General features: G+C 58.0%; 11 protein-coding genes and 2 pseudogenes. 3 read left to right on the top strand and 10 right to left on the bottom strand.

What is annotated here, in order from left to right; translation table 11 throughout:
• Positions 1-3: 3 nt before the first annotated feature.
• The 6 genes from K227x_RS00730 to K227x_RS00705 form a co-directional block, all read right to left on the bottom strand.
• A complete protein-coding gene (locus K227x_RS00730; RefSeq protein WP_145167579.1) occupies positions 4-1,335 on the bottom strand; it encodes an ABC transporter permease in 1,332 nt (443 codons plus the stop codon).
• Between the two features lie 70 nt (positions 1,336-1,405).
• Positions 1,406-2,221, bottom strand: coding sequence for an ABC transporter ATP-binding protein (locus K227x_RS00725; RefSeq protein WP_145167577.1), 816 nt, complete (start codon positions 2,219-2,221; stop codon positions 1,406-1,408).
• Complete coding sequence (locus K227x_RS00720) at positions 2,218-4,092, bottom strand: HlyD family efflux transporter periplasmic adaptor subunit (RefSeq protein ID WP_246146409.1); 1,875 nt, start codon at positions 4,090-4,092, stop codon at positions 2,218-2,220. The genes K227x_RS00725 and K227x_RS00720 overlap by 4 nt, the downstream gene beginning before the upstream one ends.
• 250 nt (positions 4,093-4,342) lie before the next feature.
• Positions 4,343-5,758 (bottom strand): UTP--glucose-1-phosphate uridylyltransferase, encoded by a 1,416-nt coding sequence (locus tag K227x_RS00715; protein ID WP_145167575.1) that lies wholly within the window; start codon positions 5,756-5,758, stop codon positions 4,343-4,345.
• A gap of 76 nt (positions 5,759-5,834) precedes the next feature.
• Positions 5,835-6,719, bottom strand: coding sequence for a lipoate--protein ligase family protein (locus tag K227x_RS00710; RefSeq protein ID WP_246146408.1), 885 nt, complete (start codon positions 6,717-6,719; stop codon positions 5,835-5,837).
• Positions 6,720-6,736: 17 nt separating this feature from the next.
• Positions 6,737-10,390, bottom strand: coding sequence for an ABC transporter permease (locus tag K227x_RS00705; protein ID WP_246146407.1), 3,654 nt, complete (start codon positions 10,388-10,390; stop codon positions 6,737-6,739).
• 380 nt (positions 10,391-10,770) lie between these two features.
• On the opposite strand from K227x_RS00705, the gene K227x_RS00700 reads away from it, so the two are divergent.
• Positions 10,771-12,912, top strand: coding sequence for a TolC family protein (locus K227x_RS00700; protein ID WP_246146406.1), 2,142 nt, complete (start codon positions 10,771-10,773; stop codon positions 12,910-12,912).
• A gap of 820 nt (positions 12,913-13,732) precedes the next feature.
• On the opposite strand, the gene K227x_RS00695 is transcribed toward K227x_RS00700, so the two are convergent.
• From K227x_RS00695 to K227x_RS30120, 3 genes and pseudogenes are all read right to left on the bottom strand, one after another.
• A complete protein-coding gene (locus K227x_RS00695) occupies positions 13,733-14,089 on the bottom strand; it encodes a tyrosine-type recombinase/integrase (protein ID WP_391540472.1) in 357 nt (118 codons plus the stop codon).
• Between the two features lie 16 nt (positions 14,090-14,105).
• A pseudogene (locus K227x_RS31045) lies at positions 14,106-14,225 on the bottom strand (hypothetical protein); the annotation flags it as partial.
• Positions 14,226-14,839: 614 nt separating this feature from the next.
• Positions 14,840-14,983 (bottom strand): hypothetical protein, encoded by a 144-nt coding sequence (locus K227x_RS30120; RefSeq protein ID WP_218934104.1) that lies wholly within the window; start codon positions 14,981-14,983, stop codon positions 14,840-14,842.
• On the opposite strand from K227x_RS30120, the pseudogene K227x_RS00680 reads away from it, so the two are divergent.
• Positions 14,939-16,347 (top strand): annotated as a pseudogene (locus K227x_RS00680) (IS1380 family transposase). The gene K227x_RS30120 and the pseudogene K227x_RS00680 overlap by 45 nt on opposite strands.
• Before the next feature lie 112 nt (positions 16,348-16,459).
• On the opposite strand, the gene K227x_RS00675 reads toward K227x_RS00680, so the two are convergent.
• Positions 16,460-17,701 carry an integron integrase gene (locus K227x_RS00675; RefSeq protein WP_145167567.1) on the bottom strand — a complete coding sequence of 414 codons (1,242 nt, stop codon included), beginning with the start codon at positions 17,699-17,701 and terminating at the stop codon, positions 16,460-16,462.
• Positions 17,702-17,975: 274 nt separating this feature from the next.
• Here K227x_RS00675 and K227x_RS30115 point away from each other — a divergent pair, with 274 nt between their 5' ends.
• Positions 17,976-18,491, top strand: a complete 516-nt coding sequence (locus K227x_RS30115) for a hypothetical protein (RefSeq protein ID WP_218933265.1) — start codon at positions 17,976-17,978, stop codon at positions 18,489-18,491.
• Positions 18,492-19,177 lie beyond the last annotated feature (686 nt).

Genomic DNA, 19,177 nt, shown 5'->3' with positions numbered 1-19,177 from the left:
TGCCTATTCGTGCCGCAACGCTTCGATCGGGTTCATCTTCGCCGCGCGAATCGCGGGATAAAGACCACTGACCAAACCGACGCCAACCGCGATGGCAACCGCCAACGGAATGGTCCAGTACACGATCGATGGCTCGGCTTCGCGGATCGCTGCGGGCAACGCCGCGAACTTGTCAGGCATGCCCTGTTTGACACCCCAAATCGCAGCCCGATACATCGGCAAACTCAGCAATCCAATCACGATTCCCAGCATGGCACCGGCAAAGCTAAGCACGATCGTTTCCACTAGAAACTGACGCGTGATGTCGTGTTGCTTGGCACCCAACGCACGACGAATACCAATTTCGCGTGTTCGCTCGGTGACGCTGGCCAACATGATGTTCATGATCCCGATGCCGCCGACGACCAACGAAATGCAGGCGATCAGGATACCGATGCCCAAGAACATGATCTTCATGTTTCGAGCCTGTTCCAACAATTCTAGCGGCACCACGACCGAAACGTCGTTCAAGGCGCTGTGATTGGTTGCCAACAATCCTTCGATCATTGCCGCCGATGTACGAACCAAGTCCTGATTTTTAGCCTGCAACGTGATCTGATTCAGTTCCATGATTTCCATCTGAAACTGACCACTGCGACGGGTCACGATCGTGTCACCGATACGTTTCCGCAGCGTCTGCATCGGGATATAGATATCCGACGAAAAGTCTTGCGAATCCAACGATCCGCCGATCGCCGCCGATGGATTGCGGTGCTCTAGCACTCCGACGATTTTGTACTTGTCGGTATGTTCGGGGACGGTGACCCGTTTGCCCAGCGGTTCTTCGAACGGGAACAAGCGATCGGCGACACCCGCCGAAACGACGCAGACCGTGTCCGCTTTCATTTCGTCAGCGTCGGACAGAAAGCGTCCACCGCCGGCTCGAATCTTTAGATGGTTGACTTCGGCATACGCTGGGGTACACCCGACCAATCGGCCATCGACGACCTGATCGCGGTAGGTGAATTGGCGCCGGATTTCGCGGATTGGAATCGCGGTATCGATGGTCGGCACACTGGCCAAAATCCGATCCAAATCGCTGCGCAGCAATCCGTACTGGGTCGCCGCCATGCCGGCCAACTTATCTTCCGGCGGCTTTTGGCTGCGGACGATGATGGTGGTCGAACCGAGCGATTCAATTTGCTTTTGAACTTGGTCGCTGGCTCCTTGGCTAACGGCCGTCAATACAATCACGGCCCACACGCCGATCATGATGCCAAGCATCGTCAGCCCGGTTCGCAGCGGGTGCAGTGCAAGGCTCTTGATGCCAAGTTGCCAGGTTCGAAGCCACAGCATGATTTAGATCTATCTCCGCCGGGCAAAGCCCATCATGGTCAGGAATTGAAGACGAGGGGGGGGGCCGCAGTTATTCGCGAGCCCGCAGTTCAGCGACCGCGCGGGCGTGTCGTTCACGCATCGCTTCACGATCCGATTCCGCGACCGGTTCGTCGGTATGCAACATCCCATCCTTGAGCCGTACGATGCGTTTGGCACGCAGGGCAACGTCATCTTCGTGCGTTACCAAAATGATCGTCCGGCCTTCTTCGTTCAGTTGGTCGAAGATCGCCAAAATTTCGTCCGTCGTGATCGAATCCAAGTTCCCGGTCGGTTCGTCGGCCAGCACAAAGAACGGATCGTTGACCAAACTTCGGGCGATCGCGACCCGCTGTTGCTGGCCCCCGGAAAGCTGGTTGGGGCGGTGATCCAATCGATCGCCCAATCCGACTCTGGTCGCCAATTCGATCGCACGTTGGCGTTCTTTGGGACCCAGTTTGCCCTGGTAATAAAGGGGCACCTGGATGTTTTCGACGACGCTTAGCTGCTGGATCAAGTTGTACGACTGGAACACAAACCCGATGCGTTGGCTACGAATGTCGGCCAACTGGTCATCGGTCATTTTGGAAATGTCGTCATCGCCTAGGCACAGGCTGCCGGCGGTTGGTTTGTCCAAGCATCCCAACATGTTCAGCAGCGTACTTTTCCCGCTGCCCGACGGCCCCATGATGGCAACGTAGTCGCCCTCGGGGACATCAAATGAAACACCACGCAACGCGCGCACCGTTTCGCTCTTCAGCACATATTCTTTGGTCAGGTCGCGAATCGACGTGGCCAATCGCCTGGGGCCGGTCGGCTTGGGCGAATTCTGTGATTCGGTCGTACCATACGCGTCTGTCACGCTCATTCGGGACGACCCCCGCCACCGCTGAATCGAGCTTTCATCGACTTCAGCAATTCGGCGCGAGTGACCGAACCGTCGCCGTCCTCGTCAGCCGCTGAGATGTTGCTGCGAAATCGTTCGTCAATCTTGCTGATCTCGTCGGCAGACAACGATCCGTCACCATCGGTGTCATTGCTTTGCATGCTGCGGGAAACCATCTGGTTGGGGTCCGGTGCACCGCCGCCACCGCCTGGTCCACCACCGCCTGGTCCACCGCCACCGGGTCCACGGCCACCTGCACCATCGCGAGGCCCGCGTTCGCCACCTGGTCCGCGATCCCCACCGGGGCCTCGGGGACGACCTTCGCCGGGTCCGCGGGGGCCACCCTCACCAGCTTCGGCTGGGACGGCTGCGCCACCGGTGTGCTTGTTGTTGGCACCCAGTTCTCGCATCTCGCTGTTGTCTTCATCCGCAATTTCGGGCAGATCCATCAGCGATAGGTGCTCGCGAAGGTTCAACACGACTTTGTCGCCTTCCTCTAACCCCGACGCGATGCTGGCCATGGTGTCGTTGGTCGCACCGATCGTTACCGCCACGGTTTCGAAGGAGTTCGGCCCGCGTTGGACCAGGGTGAAAAGTTCGCCACCGTGGTCGTACAAACCTTGGATGGGGATCTGCAAAGCATTTTCAAGTTGTTCAACGAAGATCTGAACTTCGGATGTCATCCCGGTGCGGATGTTTTCCGGTGGATTAAGAATCTCGATGATCGTCGCATACTCTTTGATCGACGAACCGAAGAACCCGTTGGGTTCGGCATATCGATTGACCTTTTTGACGACGCCCTGCAGTTTCATTCCCGCGATCGCGTCGAGTGCAATTTTGGCCGGCATGCCAGCACGGACCAAAGTGATTCGCGACTCGTTGATATTGCATTTGACCTGCATCTGAGTCGGGTCGGGCAGACGAATGATGGCTTGACGTTCGCGAACGGTCGAACCGGCTTCGACGACGAACTCGGCATTGCCACCACGGCTGCTGAATCGGTTGGCGTGCACGACAACGCCTTCCGACGGAGCGTACATGACGCACTTTTCGATCTGCAGTTCGATGTCGTCCAGTTCGTTCTGTTCTTCCATCAGCTCGCTATTGGCGGCCGACAGTGCGGCCGCAGCGGCTTCGATTTCGCTATTGAACTGCACCAACATCTTTTGTTTGGTCAGGTTCCGCAGCACCTGCAATCGGCCCTGCGTCGAACTCAATTGGTTGTTCGCGTTGATCATGGCGAACTGGTCCGCCTGCAGTTGCAGTTCTTTGACCAACCCTTTGGCGACCAATCGACGACTGCTTTCAATCGCCAAACGAGCCTTCAACAGGTTCTGGTTGGCAACAGCTTCCTCGCTCAGCAACGCCTTTTCGTCCGTCTTGAAAACGCCCTCAAGGTATTCTTCTTTGGAGATCTTGGCTTGTTCCAGCTGAGCCTGTGCGGTCGTCACACGCGCCTCTTCGGTGATGACCTGGATCCGCTGCTCTTTCAGCCGCACTTCCAATTCGGACGAATCCAGTTCGACCAGCTTGTCACCCTTCTTGACTCGCGTTCCCTCGTCGATCACCCACAGGATGGCGGTCCCAGCAGACCCGCGCGATTTGACTTCGCAAATCACCTCGGTATTGCTGCTACTTTCAATTTCGCCCTGTTCCAGCACGATGTGATCAAACGGGCCTCGCGACACACTGGCCGTGATCAAGTCTTTGGTGACCGAGTTTGCTGCGCTGTCATAGAAGAAGCGGTAGCCAACGGCACCGATGACGCCGACCAGAATCAGGCAGACCAGAAGGCCGCCCATGATGCCACCGCGGCGATCGATCCCGGAAGATCGGGTGAGTCGGAAAAACATAGATTTTCGGTGGGGAAGGAGAGACGGAGGCGGGAAGTTTCGCGGGACGCGTGCGGCCATGTCTCGATGGACCGCATGGCTAGGACAGCCGATGGAGGTCAGCAGTCCGCATGATAGGTGCTTGGCGAAAACCTCGCGCCGCTAGGCGTGATTCAACTGATGAAACACCGCTGCACAGGGCAAAGTTTCGCTGTGAACAGAAATCGCTGCCCCAGAAATGAGGCCGAGTGCCTGTTTTGCACCCTCTAGTCTACTCAAATGTCAAATAATGATCGGAACGGATCTCGAAATTCGCCGGGATCTTTTTGGCTAGTTCCCCTGGCGAAAGGGCGTATCGAGGATTGATCTCTACCAGAACGTCCGGATCCACCCTGCCGCCCGCCGACTCGATCCAACCCCGATGCAGGTCCGACACAGCGGTTTTGGCCAGTGATGCGGTGTCCGACGTCGCCCCTTCGGCGTTCTTAACAGGCGCAAATGCTTCGCTGGGCAACGATTCGACCACAAAAGCATTCTCGGCTGCTGGCAACAGATCGAAAATAAAACGTTCAAACTTGGTTGCATTCGGCACATCCGGATCAACCGAATTGCCCGCTTGATCGACGTGAGCGACCTTTTTCGACGCCCGGTGGAACGGCAGCGCCCCGGACGACTGGCTCATCCTGTTCAGGAAATCGACGTTGATCACGTGGACGCCGATGTTCCCGGCCCACAACTGCAACTGACCATCGTCGGTGGTTGCGTTCGCCGCCGACTCGGGCAAATCGCTGTATTCGATAATCTCCACGCGGCCATCCACCAACGCCACGTTGCCGACTTTTTCCATCGGATAACGCTTGCGGACGACCTGCGTGGTCATCTCGCTGGAGGCCAAAATGTGGTGCCCGATCAAGGCGGGATCGCACAGATTGGCCAACGGATTGTCGACCTGGATGTATGCCAGATACCGGACTCCCCGCCGATCGGCATCGTCCAAGCACCCGTTTCTCTGCAGCGCCCGGACCGTACCGCCGTGCCCATCGGGGCTAAGCGCCAACGAATCTTTGGACGCCATCAACAGTTTGCCCGACGCCGCATCCACCGCTGGCATCGTCCCCTGTTTGAAAATCCGGACCTGTTCCGGCTTCAGCCCCAGGAAGTCGTTGTCTTCGAAATACTGCCGGGTCTCGGCGTCCGTCGCATCGCTGGTCATCACGTACCAAGGCACCTCGACATCGTATTTCTGTCCAATCGCGATCAAACGATCCGCAAAGAACTGGAACAGGGTCCGATTGGATACGGGGCCGATCGGGAACATGCCCTTGGGCTGGTCGAATCCCAACCGAGTCCCCTGGCCGCCGGCGACCAAGACGGCTCCGACCTGACCGGCTGCCAGGGCAGCCTCGCCTCGCTGGATCGCATCCGCAGCCGACCATGCGGCCCCCGAACCATCCGCCTTGACCGACGGCGGCGACATCGCTCGAGCCGCCATCGCGGCAAAGTCTCGTTTGGCATCCTGGCCAGCGATCAACTGGTCCAATTCGTCGAAATCGATCTCCGCGATCTGGGCGGCAAGCTGGTCACGCCCCGCCGAATCGAGGTCGTCCCAAAATCGAAGAACGTCCTGCTGGTCATGCGGGGCCAGGATGGCATGCAGATCCTGTTTAGATACCTTGCTTTCAGTCATCACAAATTTTGAAGTTGATAAGTAAACGGACGGAGAAGTCAGTGAATGCTGCCCGAGCGGTCGAATCGACGAACGGTCAATGTCGCAAATGCCACGCTGACAGGTCATACCGCTGCTGTCGCAGACGTTCGACCCGATCCGACCACAACGTCACATCGACCGAATCGTCGACTTCGAATTGATGGACCAGGTCGGTCGCGAATCGATCAGGATCGACGGGAACGTTGGTCACAAACGAACCATGATCGCGACCTTGACGATAATCGGGTTGGCGCGGTGCATGAACAAGACATCGCGACAATAGTTGCAAATCGAAGTCATGCAAAACGGTTCCGTGGTACAGCAGGTGGCGTCGAGCAATGCGAAGACTGTTTCCGGAACATTTCCGATTGTTCCAAGTCAGATCGCAGATGCCCTGCAACGTCGCGTCAGGCAATTGCTTTTGCGTAGCACGCAAAACCTGCGCCATCACATGATCGTGCGCCGCGTCAATCTTTTGCAGTTCCGGATTTTCATGAAAACTCAAGACGACGCTGTACATCAGGCAACCTGGACCGGCAACGATCGCAGCCCCGCCACTGCAACGGCGCAAAATCGGAATCCCCTGTCGATCGCAAAATTCCTGATCCACTTCGTCATTCACTTTGGACGACCGCCCAAGCACCACCGTCGGACGATCGAACTGCCAAATCCGGATCAACTCGGTATCCGCCAAGTCCGACGCCGTGGAATCACTGGCATGGTCGGCGCTGGCATGGTCGGCGCTGACATGGTCGGGCGCGGTCACTTCGTCCGCCCACAACAGCATCGCTTCGTCGATTGCCAACGATGCGGGGGCCGACGCGTCCAATCCACCGACCCGGGACGCATCCCCCATCGGATCGATGGCGGCCCGATCGATGCTGGCCGAATTGACCGACGCGGGATGCACCGGGCTGTGGAATTCCTTCACTCGTCGCATGGCTCAATTCTCCTTGCCTATTCGGATCGTAGCGACTCGAGCAACGGCATCCGGCTGACCCTGCGGACCGCGATCAACCCTGCCAACATTCCAAACGCGATGATGCCCAAGACCACGATCAACGGTTCCACGATCGGCGGCCGCAACCCCGAGATCCACGAATACGGCAGCACGGAAATCAGTGCGCACAGTGCCCCGCACCCGATTCCGACCAGCAACAGAAACGCGGTCTCGCCCATCACCAAAGTCGCCAACCGCTGCTGAGTGAATCCGATCGCTCGCATCACGGCCAACTCCATTCGGCGTTCCAACACACTCCGCAGTTGGGCAACCGCCAAACCGATCGTGCCCAGTAGCAGACCCAGGGCCCCCAGACTCTGGAAGGTCCGCAGGTACGTATTTTGTACCGCCAACATACCGGCCAAAACATCGTCACTGCGCGACACGTCCATGCCAATATCCCCGAGCCGATTTTCAAGCATCGAAGCGACGTCGGACGCACGGTCGGCCCGTGCATCGATCAAGAAGAACCGATAGCCACTGATGTCGGGGAACGCTGTTTTGAAGTTCGCTTCACCGATCATCAGCCGGCCTTGCAACATCGAATTGGACAACAAGCCGACGACACGAAAGAAAATCGGGTTGCCAGTCTGGTATTCGAACGACCGCACTTCGCCGACGCCGCCGGTCATCTGCAAACTCCACATCGCGGTGTTCTGATCGATGATCAACGGAATCGGATCGGTTTCGGAACCCGTCGCTGCGCTCTGCAACAACGACCATGGGGAATCGACGGAATCCGCCGGCAGATCGGTGCCAATCCAATCGAACCCGGCCAGCGAATCGGCCACCATGGTCGATGGGCCAGCATCCGAAAACAGTTCATTCATTTGGTCCGGCACACCCAACACGGTCGGCTGAGTTGCCTGATACAGATTGTTGCAACTGGCGTCCTGCCCCAACCGCATTCGCATCCCCACCAACGGCACGTCGGCGATCGATTTGGCATCTGGCCCCAGCAGTTCGGACTGCACTTTCGGATCGGACAAATCACGGTACAGCGGCTGGGCAGATTGCGTGACCAAGCTGAACCCACCGGTGCCCTTGTCGGTGGGCTGCAACCGGAATGCCGCAATCGCGATGATCAAGAACGCCGCCGTCGCCATCAAACCGATCGTCATCGTGCTGCGCAGGGGATGCCGCGACGCGCTGCGGGCGATCATCTGCGTGAACGTATAGTCGGCCCCCTGGCTTGGATCCCCCAACTGCCTCGGCTTGCGGAGCCTGTCATAGATGGTGATCAAGCTGGCCATCAACAGCAGCATGCCGCCACCGATGAATCCGCCGGATGCTGCTTGACCGCCGGATCGGGCTCCCATCACCGCCACGCCGATCGCCGCGACGACCATCACCCCCGCCATGATCGGCAGCCGACTGCGTGTGCTGCGACGGCTCACACCATCATCCTGGTCGCGTCCAGACAACAAGGTCTGTGCGTCCAACTTCAAAATCCACCGACTGGTGACCAACAAAGTCACTGCTGCCACCATCCACCCGATCATCGCCCCCACGACCAGGCTGAATATCGACCAGTGGAACGTCAAGAACGGCACGGTGACCGCGCCGACCCACCAGGATCGCAGCGCCCACAAGACAATGATCGCGTACGCCACGCCGCCAACCACGCCAAGCAGAACCCCGCCGGTGGCCAACAACAACCCTTCGCCAAGCATCCATCGGGACACCCGTCGCGGCGTCCAGCCAACGGCCATCAGGGTTCCAAACTGTTTCATCCGGCTGACCAATCCCAATCGAAACAGCATCGCAATCAACATCACCGCCGATAGGATCACAAAGAAACTCAGTGCTAGGAACAAGCCATCAAACGGCGTGGTGCCCTTCGATGCCGCCAACTGCTGTGAACGAATCGGGCGAACATGCCAACCCAAATCATCGAGCACCGGTTGCAGACTGCGCAGGATGGTGGATTCGACCTCGGTCGTCACCGAATCATCCGCGACCGCGCCTCTGGTCACGGCAATTTGCAATCCCGTCGTGTCGCCAAACCGGCTGCCGAACAAACGACGCCCTTGTTCCAACGGCATGAACGCCTTGGGAGTCAAACGATGGTTGTTCCAGTATTCATCGTCTTCCCCGGTGATTTCTCGATCCAGACGAAATGGCAGGTCCCAATCGCTGATCGAATCCTGATCCGTTACCCCCGGCACCGTGGGCGTCAGGTCCGGATCGTTAAAGATCGTCGGCCGATCATTGAACACCGCTTCGCGCCTGCGCCGATACGGGCGATCCGGTTCGGTGATCGGTACGATCTGCGTTACCACGGCGTCGAAACTGCGTTCGATCTCTTTTCCGTCCTGAACTTCCGGTTCAAAGTAAGACACGCGCAATCGAGTCCCCACCGAAGCGGTCAGTCGATCGGCTGTCCAGTTGTTGATCACCAAGGGCACAACATCAGAATCGGATTGCCCCGGTTTGGCGTCACCACCGGGAATCGAATAGTCCAGTGGAATGCGATCCGTTGCACCGGAGCCAACATCGGACGGTGCGACATCCGCATCCATCATGCGATCGATTGCGGTAATCGTGCTGTAGGGGACCGACGCCAACACTTCGCCCGAATCGTCGACGCGTTCGATCGCGTTGGCCAAATAAGTCATGACCGGGTTCACCTGGCCCTCTGGCAGTGCCGCGGCCACACGTTCGACGACGTCCGCCGGCAATAGCAACTGATCGCTGGTCAACGACAGGTAGTCCAGAATCACGTCGTTTGGATTGGACGTCTCGGGACCATCCTGTTCCGATCCATCAAAGCGGCGGGTGATCCGGCGAAGCGAGAGTCCTAGATCATCGAGGTCCAACTTCAAATCGTCATCACTGACGACAGAATCCAGCAGCAACAGGTTGGCTTGCCCCTGGCGATCAAGCGTTTGTCCGACCAGCGAACGAGCGACGTAGACATTCTGAGGTGCCGCTTGGCTAGGCGACACCGAAAATTGCCCCAGTCCGCGATCGGGAATGATGTCCAGAACACGCAGTCGAGGAATGCCTTCGCTGCGAATGTCCCGCCGCCCCAAGGGACTGTCGGCCGGCACCGCTTGCTGACTTGGCAAACGCAGCGTGATGTTGTCGCCGATCACGACCCCAAGTTCGGCCGCCGCCGATGCGTTCAGCACAACACCGTCGTCATCGGGCATCTGCTGGGGACGCACGCCGGTCGCATCCAAATCCCAAAAACCGGCATCGATCGCAATGATCTGAACGTTGCCCGCACGGCGCAATTGTCCGTCTGACCCGCGGACCGTTTCAATCGTGCCGGTGGGAAAGAAAATCATCGGCACACTGCCGACACCATCGGCAACGATGCCATCGGCCTGAAAGAACGTTCCGGGTGCGATCATCGCTTCGGTTCGCCCCAGACGCTCGATCGTCAGCCCTCGCAAACTGCCCCGCATCGAATCGCCGACCAGCAACGCACCGACGATCACTGCCGTCGCGGTCGCCACGCCCAAAGCGACGGAAATCGAAATCCGCCACGAAAACCGAGTCTCCGCCATGATCATTCGGCCGATCGATAAGCCGCCCAATCGGCCGCCCGACACCGCATCTGCGGTGGTCCCCCGATCGCCTGTTTCGTTGCCGTTGGTTTTCATCGCAGGCCGTACCATCACAAGTGGAGTGGGGAAAAAGGGAAGTATGCGTCAAGCCAGTAAGTGCGGAACTGATTCGCCTTGGTTCTATGCCGATCGCAGCGATCGCGACAGACGAGTTGACTTTTCGGACGTTTTCAGGGTGCGACTGGTTCCGATTGCACGACGTGAAACGCGCCGCCGCCGGACGGTGACGCACGGTGGTCCCGGCGACCGATATTCCCTATGGACTAAGCGGAAAAAGGTGTCCGCCCCCTTTTGTGCAAAGCACCCGCAGGGCCGGTTCCCGGCAATAAGGGGTCGGACACCTTTTTCCGGCACGAACACCTTTTGCTCGCACGATCCTAGCGAAGAATCGGTACCGCACCGAAGCGTCGCCCCTGTTGCCCAAGTTTACCCGCTCTGGGAAAATCCCGTTGTTGCCGCCCATGATGCCGCCACCGACCGATCGTCGCCACTGGCCGTCGATTTCGCTTGCCCAAATGGGCTTGGTGGTCGGCGCTGCGATCGCCATCGGCGGATGCGCCAACCACCGGGCCGCCACGCAAGCAACGCCGCCGGATACCGTCGCCACGGCAAACGACGAAGCCGCCCGAAACCCGCTGGCAGGCAAATTCAAAACGATCTTTCAATTGGTGTCCACGACGCGGCAACCGAATCACGATGCCATGTTGTCGGCCGCGCCATCGGCCCAGGAATCGCCGAACAGCACGACACGATGGTTCGATGCCCCCGGTTCGATCGATTCCGGAATGATCGAGATCCCGCCGGAACTCCCCGAACCGGACGCTGCCGCCGCAACGCAATACGCCCCGGCGATGCTGGAACAGTTCGGTGAACCAATGGCTGTCGATCCTGGCACACTGCCATCGCTCCGCCCCCGCACCGCGTCATCGGCCCCCGATCGATTCGTCGACCTGACCGAACAAGAGATGCTAACGCTGGCGCTGAACAACAGCCCTGTGCTGCGGCCGCTTGGCATTCGCGTGTTGGACAACCCGGCCGCCGTCACGACGGTGTATGACTCGGCCATCGCTGCAACGGACCCGTTCTTCGGCCCCTCTGCCGCACTAGCAGAATTCGATACTCGGCTGTCCGCACGTCTGAATTCACAGAACAACGATCGTGTATTCAACAACAGCACCCTGGGCGGCGACGTCCAGGAACTGACTCAGGATGCGTCCACCCTAACGACCGGCATCCAGAAACGTTGGACCAGCGGCGGAACGTTCGATTTCAATACCACGCACGGCTACGACAACAACAACCGCGCCGGCAATATTTTCCGCAACTACTGGGAAACCGAATACGAAGCCGGTGTTCGCCAACCGCTGTTGCAAGGCGCCGGCCGAACATTCAATTTGATCGCCGGCCCGAACGCGCGGCCCGGTTTCAACTTTTCCAATGGCATCCTGATCGCTCGCCTGAACAATCGAGTCACCGATGCTGAATTCGACATCGAACTGCGGCAGTTTGCAGAAAACCTGTATGCGGTCTATTGGGATCTGAAACGACAGTACCGCAACTACGAAAGCGTCCTAGAAGCCGAACAGCTGGCCTACCGAACGTGGCAAAGTGTATTGGCGAAATCGCGAGCCAAGGTCGGCGGCGGCGAGGCCAATAAAGAAGCTCAGGCCAGGGCCAAATACTACAGCTACCGTCGTCAGGCACAGGTTGCCTTGGGCGGCGATGGATCCCAGGACGGCCTGTACGTGATCGAACGCCGACTGCGGATGTTGATCGGGCTGCCGATTGTCGACGACGAATTGCTGCGTCCGATCGATCCCACGGTCAGTGCACCGATCACCTTTGACTATGACGCACTGGTCACCCGTGCGATGACCCACCGCACCGAATTGATGGCTCAATCGTTGCGAGTTCAAAAGCAGGAAATGCAATTGATCGCGGCCAAGAATTTCCTGTTGCCACAATTGGATCTGATCGGTCGCTATCGCCTACGAGGGTTCGGGGATGACCTGACCGGCAACGGTGGACGATTCGCCAGCGCGTACAAAGATTTCTTTTCGGGCGACCACCAAGAATTCGAATTCGGTGTCGAGATGGGTGTCACCGCCGGTCGCCGCCAAGCTCATGCCGCCGTCCGCAATGCATCCATGCAAATTCGTCGCCAGCGATCGATTCTGACCGAGCAACAACGCAGTGTTCGCCACCAGGTCAGCGACGCCTACGCCGCGGTCGAATCGTCCTACGCCGCGATGGAATCCTCAGTCGCCCAGGCCGAAGCATCACGAACCCGGCTGAAGTCGTCCGAAGCACTCTTCGAAGCCGATCAGATTCAGATCGAATTTTTACTCGACGCGCAAGAGGAACTCTTGCGAGCCGAAACGCAGTTGGCCTCCGACCAGTCTCGCTATGCGATGTCGTTGGTCGAAATCAACGCCAGCACCGGATCACTGTTGGACGACTTGGGCATCCATACCTACCGCGACGACTGCCAGACGAACCCTACGTTCCTGACCACAGACATGCCGGATGCCGTCGCAAATCCCATCCCCTTCGATTGAATCCCGAACCCTTGGGTAGTGAGACTCGCCAGAATTCCCGACTGGAAAGGTCTCCGCACGAAGCCGCACCAGCGGTTCAAGCAACGGCGTTTCCCACCGCTCGCCCCACCGTTCGTAGTACCGGCTTCAGCCGGAATCTCCTACCACCCCAACCTCAACACCACACCCAATTCCGCCGGACCAGGACGTCTAGCTTACAACAGCCTCGCAGAGGCGAAAGCATCATGCCGGTGGCCTCGGCCACCGGATTTGGCCACCCCCAATGATCTTCTGCGGGCGGGCCGCCCGCACGCGGCCCGCCAGAGAAGATCATGATTGCATCAGTCATCGCAAACCGCGGGCCCGCTCTGCGGCTAAGCCGGACGCGCGCGGAAGCCAGCGCAACCAACAAAGCCAACGCCACCTGCCCGTCCCCTTCCCCACCGTTCGTAGTACCGGCTTCAGCCGGAATCTCCTACCACCCCAACCTCAACACCCACACCCACACCCAATTCCGCCGGACCAGGACGTCCAGCTTACAACAGCCTCGCAGAGGCGAAAGCATCATGCCGGTGGCCTCGGCCACCGGCATTTGGCCACCCCCAATGATCTTCTGCGGGCGGTCGGCCTGCAGGCCGACCGCCAGAGAAGATCATGACTGCATCAGTCATCGCAAACCGCGGGCCCGCTCTGCGGCTAAGCCGGACGCGCGCGGAAGCCAGTGCAACCAACAAAGCCACCGCCGCCTGTCCCTTCCCCACCGTTCGTAGTACCGGCTTCAGCCGGAATCCCCTGGCCGCACAACCTAACCACCCACACCCAATTCCGCCTAAAGGCGGTACTACAAACTTCCCAACGCAGCCTCACCAGCCTTCGCCCCACCGTTATTCAAGCCGCGCTGCTGGCCGGCTTCTTTCAAACGATCCAGCGGACTAACAACCACGACCCCCGGCCGGTTCATGACGTGCGTATAGATCATCGTGGTTTTCACGTCGCTGTGCCCGAGCAGTTCTTGAACCACGCGAATGTCCGTGCCGGACCACAGCAAATGGGTTGCGAAGCAATGTCGAAAAGTGTGACTGGTGACATGCTTGTGGATGCCCGCCGCATCGACCGCGACTTTCAAATGTCGCGGGAACGTTTCGCAGTGCAAATGGTGCCCCGTGAAAAGCGGTGTTCTGAGTCGACGCGGCGACATTGCCATCGACGGCCAAGTCCGTCAAGTGAGCTTCCACGTCAGACGGGCCGATCGATTGAAAGTCGGCCAAGCACGTCAGTCCACGATCGGCCATGAACGCTTTCACTTTGCCGACGTAAGACCGCTCGGTCTGCATTCGCATCCCGTCCTTGCGAAGCGTACGGCGAAACTGCCCGATGGCATCGGGTTCGTTCGAGTCAATCACGTGATCGGGCGAAAAGTCCCAATCGGCCTGTTTGTGGCGCTGATGAAATCCGGCAAACTGCTTGAACCAGATCTTCGCCCATTTCAGGTCTTGCTCGGCCTGAGTTGGCTTGGAGAACATATCCACTGGCGACACTCCCATCTCGCGTAGATTCGATCGAAGTGACCGCAGGTCGCGATCACTCCCCCCTCAGCAATGGTCTGTCCGCGGCACCGGAACCAAGTCACGGGCGTGTGCGCAATCGCACACTATCCGGTGGCGGTCGTGCAACCGTGTAGCCAGCAGAGAATGCGGAGAAGGCACGGAAACGACCGACTCATCGAATGCTGTCGTTTCGCGATTGCATCCCCCGTCTGGACCGGTGATAATAAGGTTCCGGCCGTGAAGCCCATCGGCACCAACCGGTGATAATAACCTTGGTCGCCACCCGGCCTACCGAAGGTCCAACCGGTGATAACAAGTCAACCCGCATTATTCACCGGGAACTTCGTGAATTGAAAAGCCATCGCGTGAAACGCTACGTTTAACGGTTAACCACAACCAACTTAAACACAGCAAGGAATCACGCGATGGGTGAACACCAAGGTAATCTTTTTGAGCCGCAATTCAATCGCTCCGTCAAGGTTCAAGCGACCGATCATCGAATCACCGCCAACGCCGGCGTTCTCTTGCTTCGCGAAGCTGAACATCGGCTCGGCCTGTTCGATTCAATCGCTAAGGACATCCGTGATCCCAGACGCCCCGACCGCATTCGCTATCGCATCGACGAGCTGATTCGCGAACGGACCTTTGCGATGGCCGTTGGGTGCTCCGCTCAAGACGACGTCGACCGACTCGCTCATGCCCCTGCCTTTCGCGTGTCCGTCTGGAACCGCACCGGCGACAAGGTCGCCGACGAGCGACTGGCAAGCCAACCCACTCAATCCCGCTTGATCAGCATCCTGGCTCGACAGCAGTGCAACTTAGAAGCTGTCCGAAACGGACTGCTCAAAGTGTCGAGCGTCATGTGTTCGCCTCGGGAGGTCGCCGCGTCAAACATGCCACCATCGACATTGACAGTTTCCCCATCGAAGTACATGGCAAACAGCATGGAGCCAGCTACAACGGCTACTACAAAAAGTCGGTTTACCATCCATTGGTTGCATCGCTGAGCGTCCACGGCGACTACGACAGCACGCGACAAGGCAACCGACTGGGCAACGGCTTCATTCATGCGACGCTTCGGCAAGGCCAAGTTCACACCGCCAATGGCATGAGACGCTTTGTCGACAAGACCGATGCCCGCGCGCACGCGATCGCACAGCACGTTGATTATCGACTCGATGCGGGCTACACGATTCCCAGCGTGATGGATGAACTGAGCTCGAAAAACAGGCGTTTTGTCGGACGGCTGAAGACGAACAAGAAGCTCGACACGCTGGCTGCCCAACACATCGCTCGTTCGCCGGGGCGACCACCGGAGGGCGGCTACGAGTACACCGTTGAGCTTGGCCCCTACCAGGTCGACTCTTGGACGCACGCCCAACGTCTGATCCTCGTTGTGGTTGATCAGCCCGATTCCAAGACAGGTCAGTTGAACTTGATGCCGCGTTGGTTCTTCTTGGTGACGAACTGGTCGGAGGATGCTCGCGGTGCCGATGAACTGCTGGCACACTACCGCAAGCGAGGCACGTTTGAAGACCGGCTTGGCGAGTTCAACGAAGCGATCGGTGTTCACTTGTCGTCGCAGGGATTCAAGGAAAACGAAGCGACGATGTTGCTTGCGTTGCTGGCCTTCAATCTCAATACGATCTGCCGCAATGAACTCGAAGATGCGGTGGGGGGTTGCTGGGACATGCAGCGGTTCGTCGATTTCATGCTGAAGGTTGGCGGCCGAATGGTCAAGCACTCGCGCCGATTAGTTCTGCGAATCTCTCAGTCGGCCGAGCCGTTGTGGTCCCGTCTGATCGGCCGTATCGAAGGCTGGCAAGTCGTAGCACCGAAAGCGAGTCCTGCCCATGGCTTCACGCCACCGCCGGAGCACGCACATTTGCAAGAAGTGCTTCGTCACTAAAGGCACCCATCGACACGAAACACGGCTTTGGGGAGGGGGCCGTTGCGCGCTCACCGACAGAACCAACTCCAAAATCAATCACGCCGCTGCTCCAAGCCGCCTCGTCAACAAATCAGGCCGCATTCAGACGTTTGGTGAATAATGCGGGTTCAAGCAAGTGTGTCGCGAAACTGTGACGCAGAGAATGCGGTGTCGCCGGCTTCACGATCGACGTCCGCGACAAGCCACGCTTCATCGCATCTGCAAAAGTGCCAGCGTGCACGTGGTGACGGCGCAGCAGGCCGGTTCGCGGATCTTTGGACAACTGTCGCGATGGAAAAACATATTGCCAGCCGAGTTCACGATCCGCATTGGGATACTTTCGCTTGAGTGCGAACGGCAAATAGACTCGGCCGTGTCCGTCCTGTAAATCATCGCGATGAAGCGACCTGGCCAGGTCAATGCAACTTCGCAGCGAATCCACGGCTGCACCTGGCAGGACGGTGATCCGGTCATGCTGACCTTTGCCGTCGCGAACAACAATATGACCGGTGTCGAAACAGACATCCTTGATACGCAGGCAACGGCATTCGCGATGACGCAGTCCGCTGCCGTAGATCAGCCGAAACATCGTTGCGTTCATGCCACGTATGTGGGGCGCCAGTTCTGCAATCTCGGGTCGGCTTAACACGACCGGCAGGTATCGGCTCGATTTTGCCCGGACGCGTTCGACAAACTTTAGATCGCGGCCGACGACCTTCCCAAAAAAGAAGAGCAATGCTGCCAGAGCTTGGTTTTGCGTCCCCGCAGTAACTTCACCGACGACTGCTAGCTCGGTTAGGAATTGCCCAATTTCGGGCTCGCCATATTTGTCCACATTTTCGTCGTCCAAGTGGCGAATGAAACGAACGAGCCATCCGACGTAGGCCTGTTCGGTGGACTTTGGGTGATGGAGCACCCGCATTCGCGCTCGCATTTTGCGTACAGCTGCGGGTTCATTCGGATCGATCAGTCCTGGCAAGCCTTCGCCAGGCATACCGCCTCCATTCTCGACTGCCACCCCGGCGCGCTTTTCAACTTCAGCGAGCTCACCAAGCTTCTGTTTGAAATGAACGAAATCCACCTCGTCATTGCGTAAGACGAGCGCTTGGTACCACTCGACCGCTCGGGCCGCCTGCAATCGCTGCCAGGCTGGCACGCCCCGATCGCGGAGAGAACGGAGGAACGCGAGCACCCGGGACGTCTCAACCTTCAGAGGCTCGCCGTCATCTTGCTGTAGTCTTGCGTATTCATCGAACCATTGCGGCATCCATGCCAAATCATTGGGATGCAGCTGGGCACGGCTCAATCGTTGACGAAACAGCTCAACAGACATTGGAACATCCTCAGCGAAAGGCACCTCCCATCAGTGAACGTGTGTTCTATCCCCCGCGGAGGGGAAAGGCAAGCAAAAAGTGCTTTGAATCAGAAAAGTTCAATCGAGATTCGGTTCTCTCTTCCCCCTCGCTCGGGCTAAGCGTATTATGCACGGGTCAGCCGGGCATAAAACCCTTTATCCTCGCCTGACCCAGTCTGTAAAATGTTTAGACCCCGTGTGAGGCGGGGATAATTAATCGTTACCCGACTGACTGCACTCTCTTTCGTCGACGATGAATTCCGATTCAACAACGCAACCTCGCTCTCGCATCCGCCGTTACTCAGTTCTCGCCTGCGTTGCGATCGTGGTTCTTTGCATCACTTTCGGCCCCGCGGTCTATCGGCAGTTCACCCTAACACATGGCTTATCGCCAAACTTGATTTCTTCTATCACGCTCAAGCCAAACGGCGACCAACCTCCCGTAACGCTGGATGATCCGGATGACATTGCGGCCTTCGTTACTTGGCTCGCATCAACGCGCGACGCTAGCCGGTTACGGTCTGCTCCACCACCAACCATTTTCGATGGCTCGATTGTGTTCTCAGACGGAAACACGGAGCCCATCAACTCTTCGGCAATACTGCCTCTGCTCGAAGACTATGCCACTCTTGATGGTTCCGAACGCTGGGACCGTATGCTGCTCACTCCACGGTCTGATGTTCGGGTGTACTTCCGTGGTATCATGCGTTCCGGCGACCGACAGTCGCTTGCCCGCCTGATCTCGTCACGCCCAAATAACGGCGGGTAACAATCGCGTGCACCCGAGTACGCGAGTCGGGCGGTTTTGAAGTTGAGAATCATTCGCGCGTACCGGGTGACGCGTAACGTTACCCGACTAAGCTGCGTTGAATCCATACGAACCGACAACTGCCGACAACTCTCGTCATCTACATCCATCGCGTAGATCGACCGCCGAACGAAACTGTTTGCTTGCAACACTTTTCGCCGTTCCCAGTTGGTTCGTAACATTCATTGCGGCCATGACCTACGTTCGCCCCATCGAAAAGCCGCTAGGTATCCCCTTTTTCTTCGTTTGTGTTTGCATCCTTGCGTTTCCAATCGCTTTCGCCAACTCAAAACTGATTGCAGGCTTGGCGTACCGTCCAATTCAACACGCCCCTTCTATCATTCGTGTCCTGACGTCGAATATTCTGTTGACGCTGCTAGCCTCTTTCATGTTGTTCTGCGTCTTCAAGCTACTACCTATCCTCGGGCAACCGTTCGCTTGGCTTGGGATCCTTTGGTACATTGGCATCTTCACGCTTCCCGCAATCATCCTTGGGTCGCTAGTTTATGGCTGGTCGCGACTGCGTGAACACCGGACAATCCATGGCGGGTAACCATCGCGTGAACCGGAGAACGCGAGTTGAGCGATTTGGTCGTTTGAAACCTTTTCCGCGCGTTCCCGGTTACGCGTAACGTTATCCCGACTGA

The organism is Rubripirellula lacrimiformis (assembly GCF_007741535.1).
Lineage (GTDB): Bacteria > Planctomycetota > Planctomycetia > Pirellulales > Pirellulaceae > Rubripirellula > Rubripirellula lacrimiformis.
The sequence above is the reverse complement of the archived record's forward strand: the minus strand, read 5'-3'. Positions and strand labels throughout refer to the sequence as shown.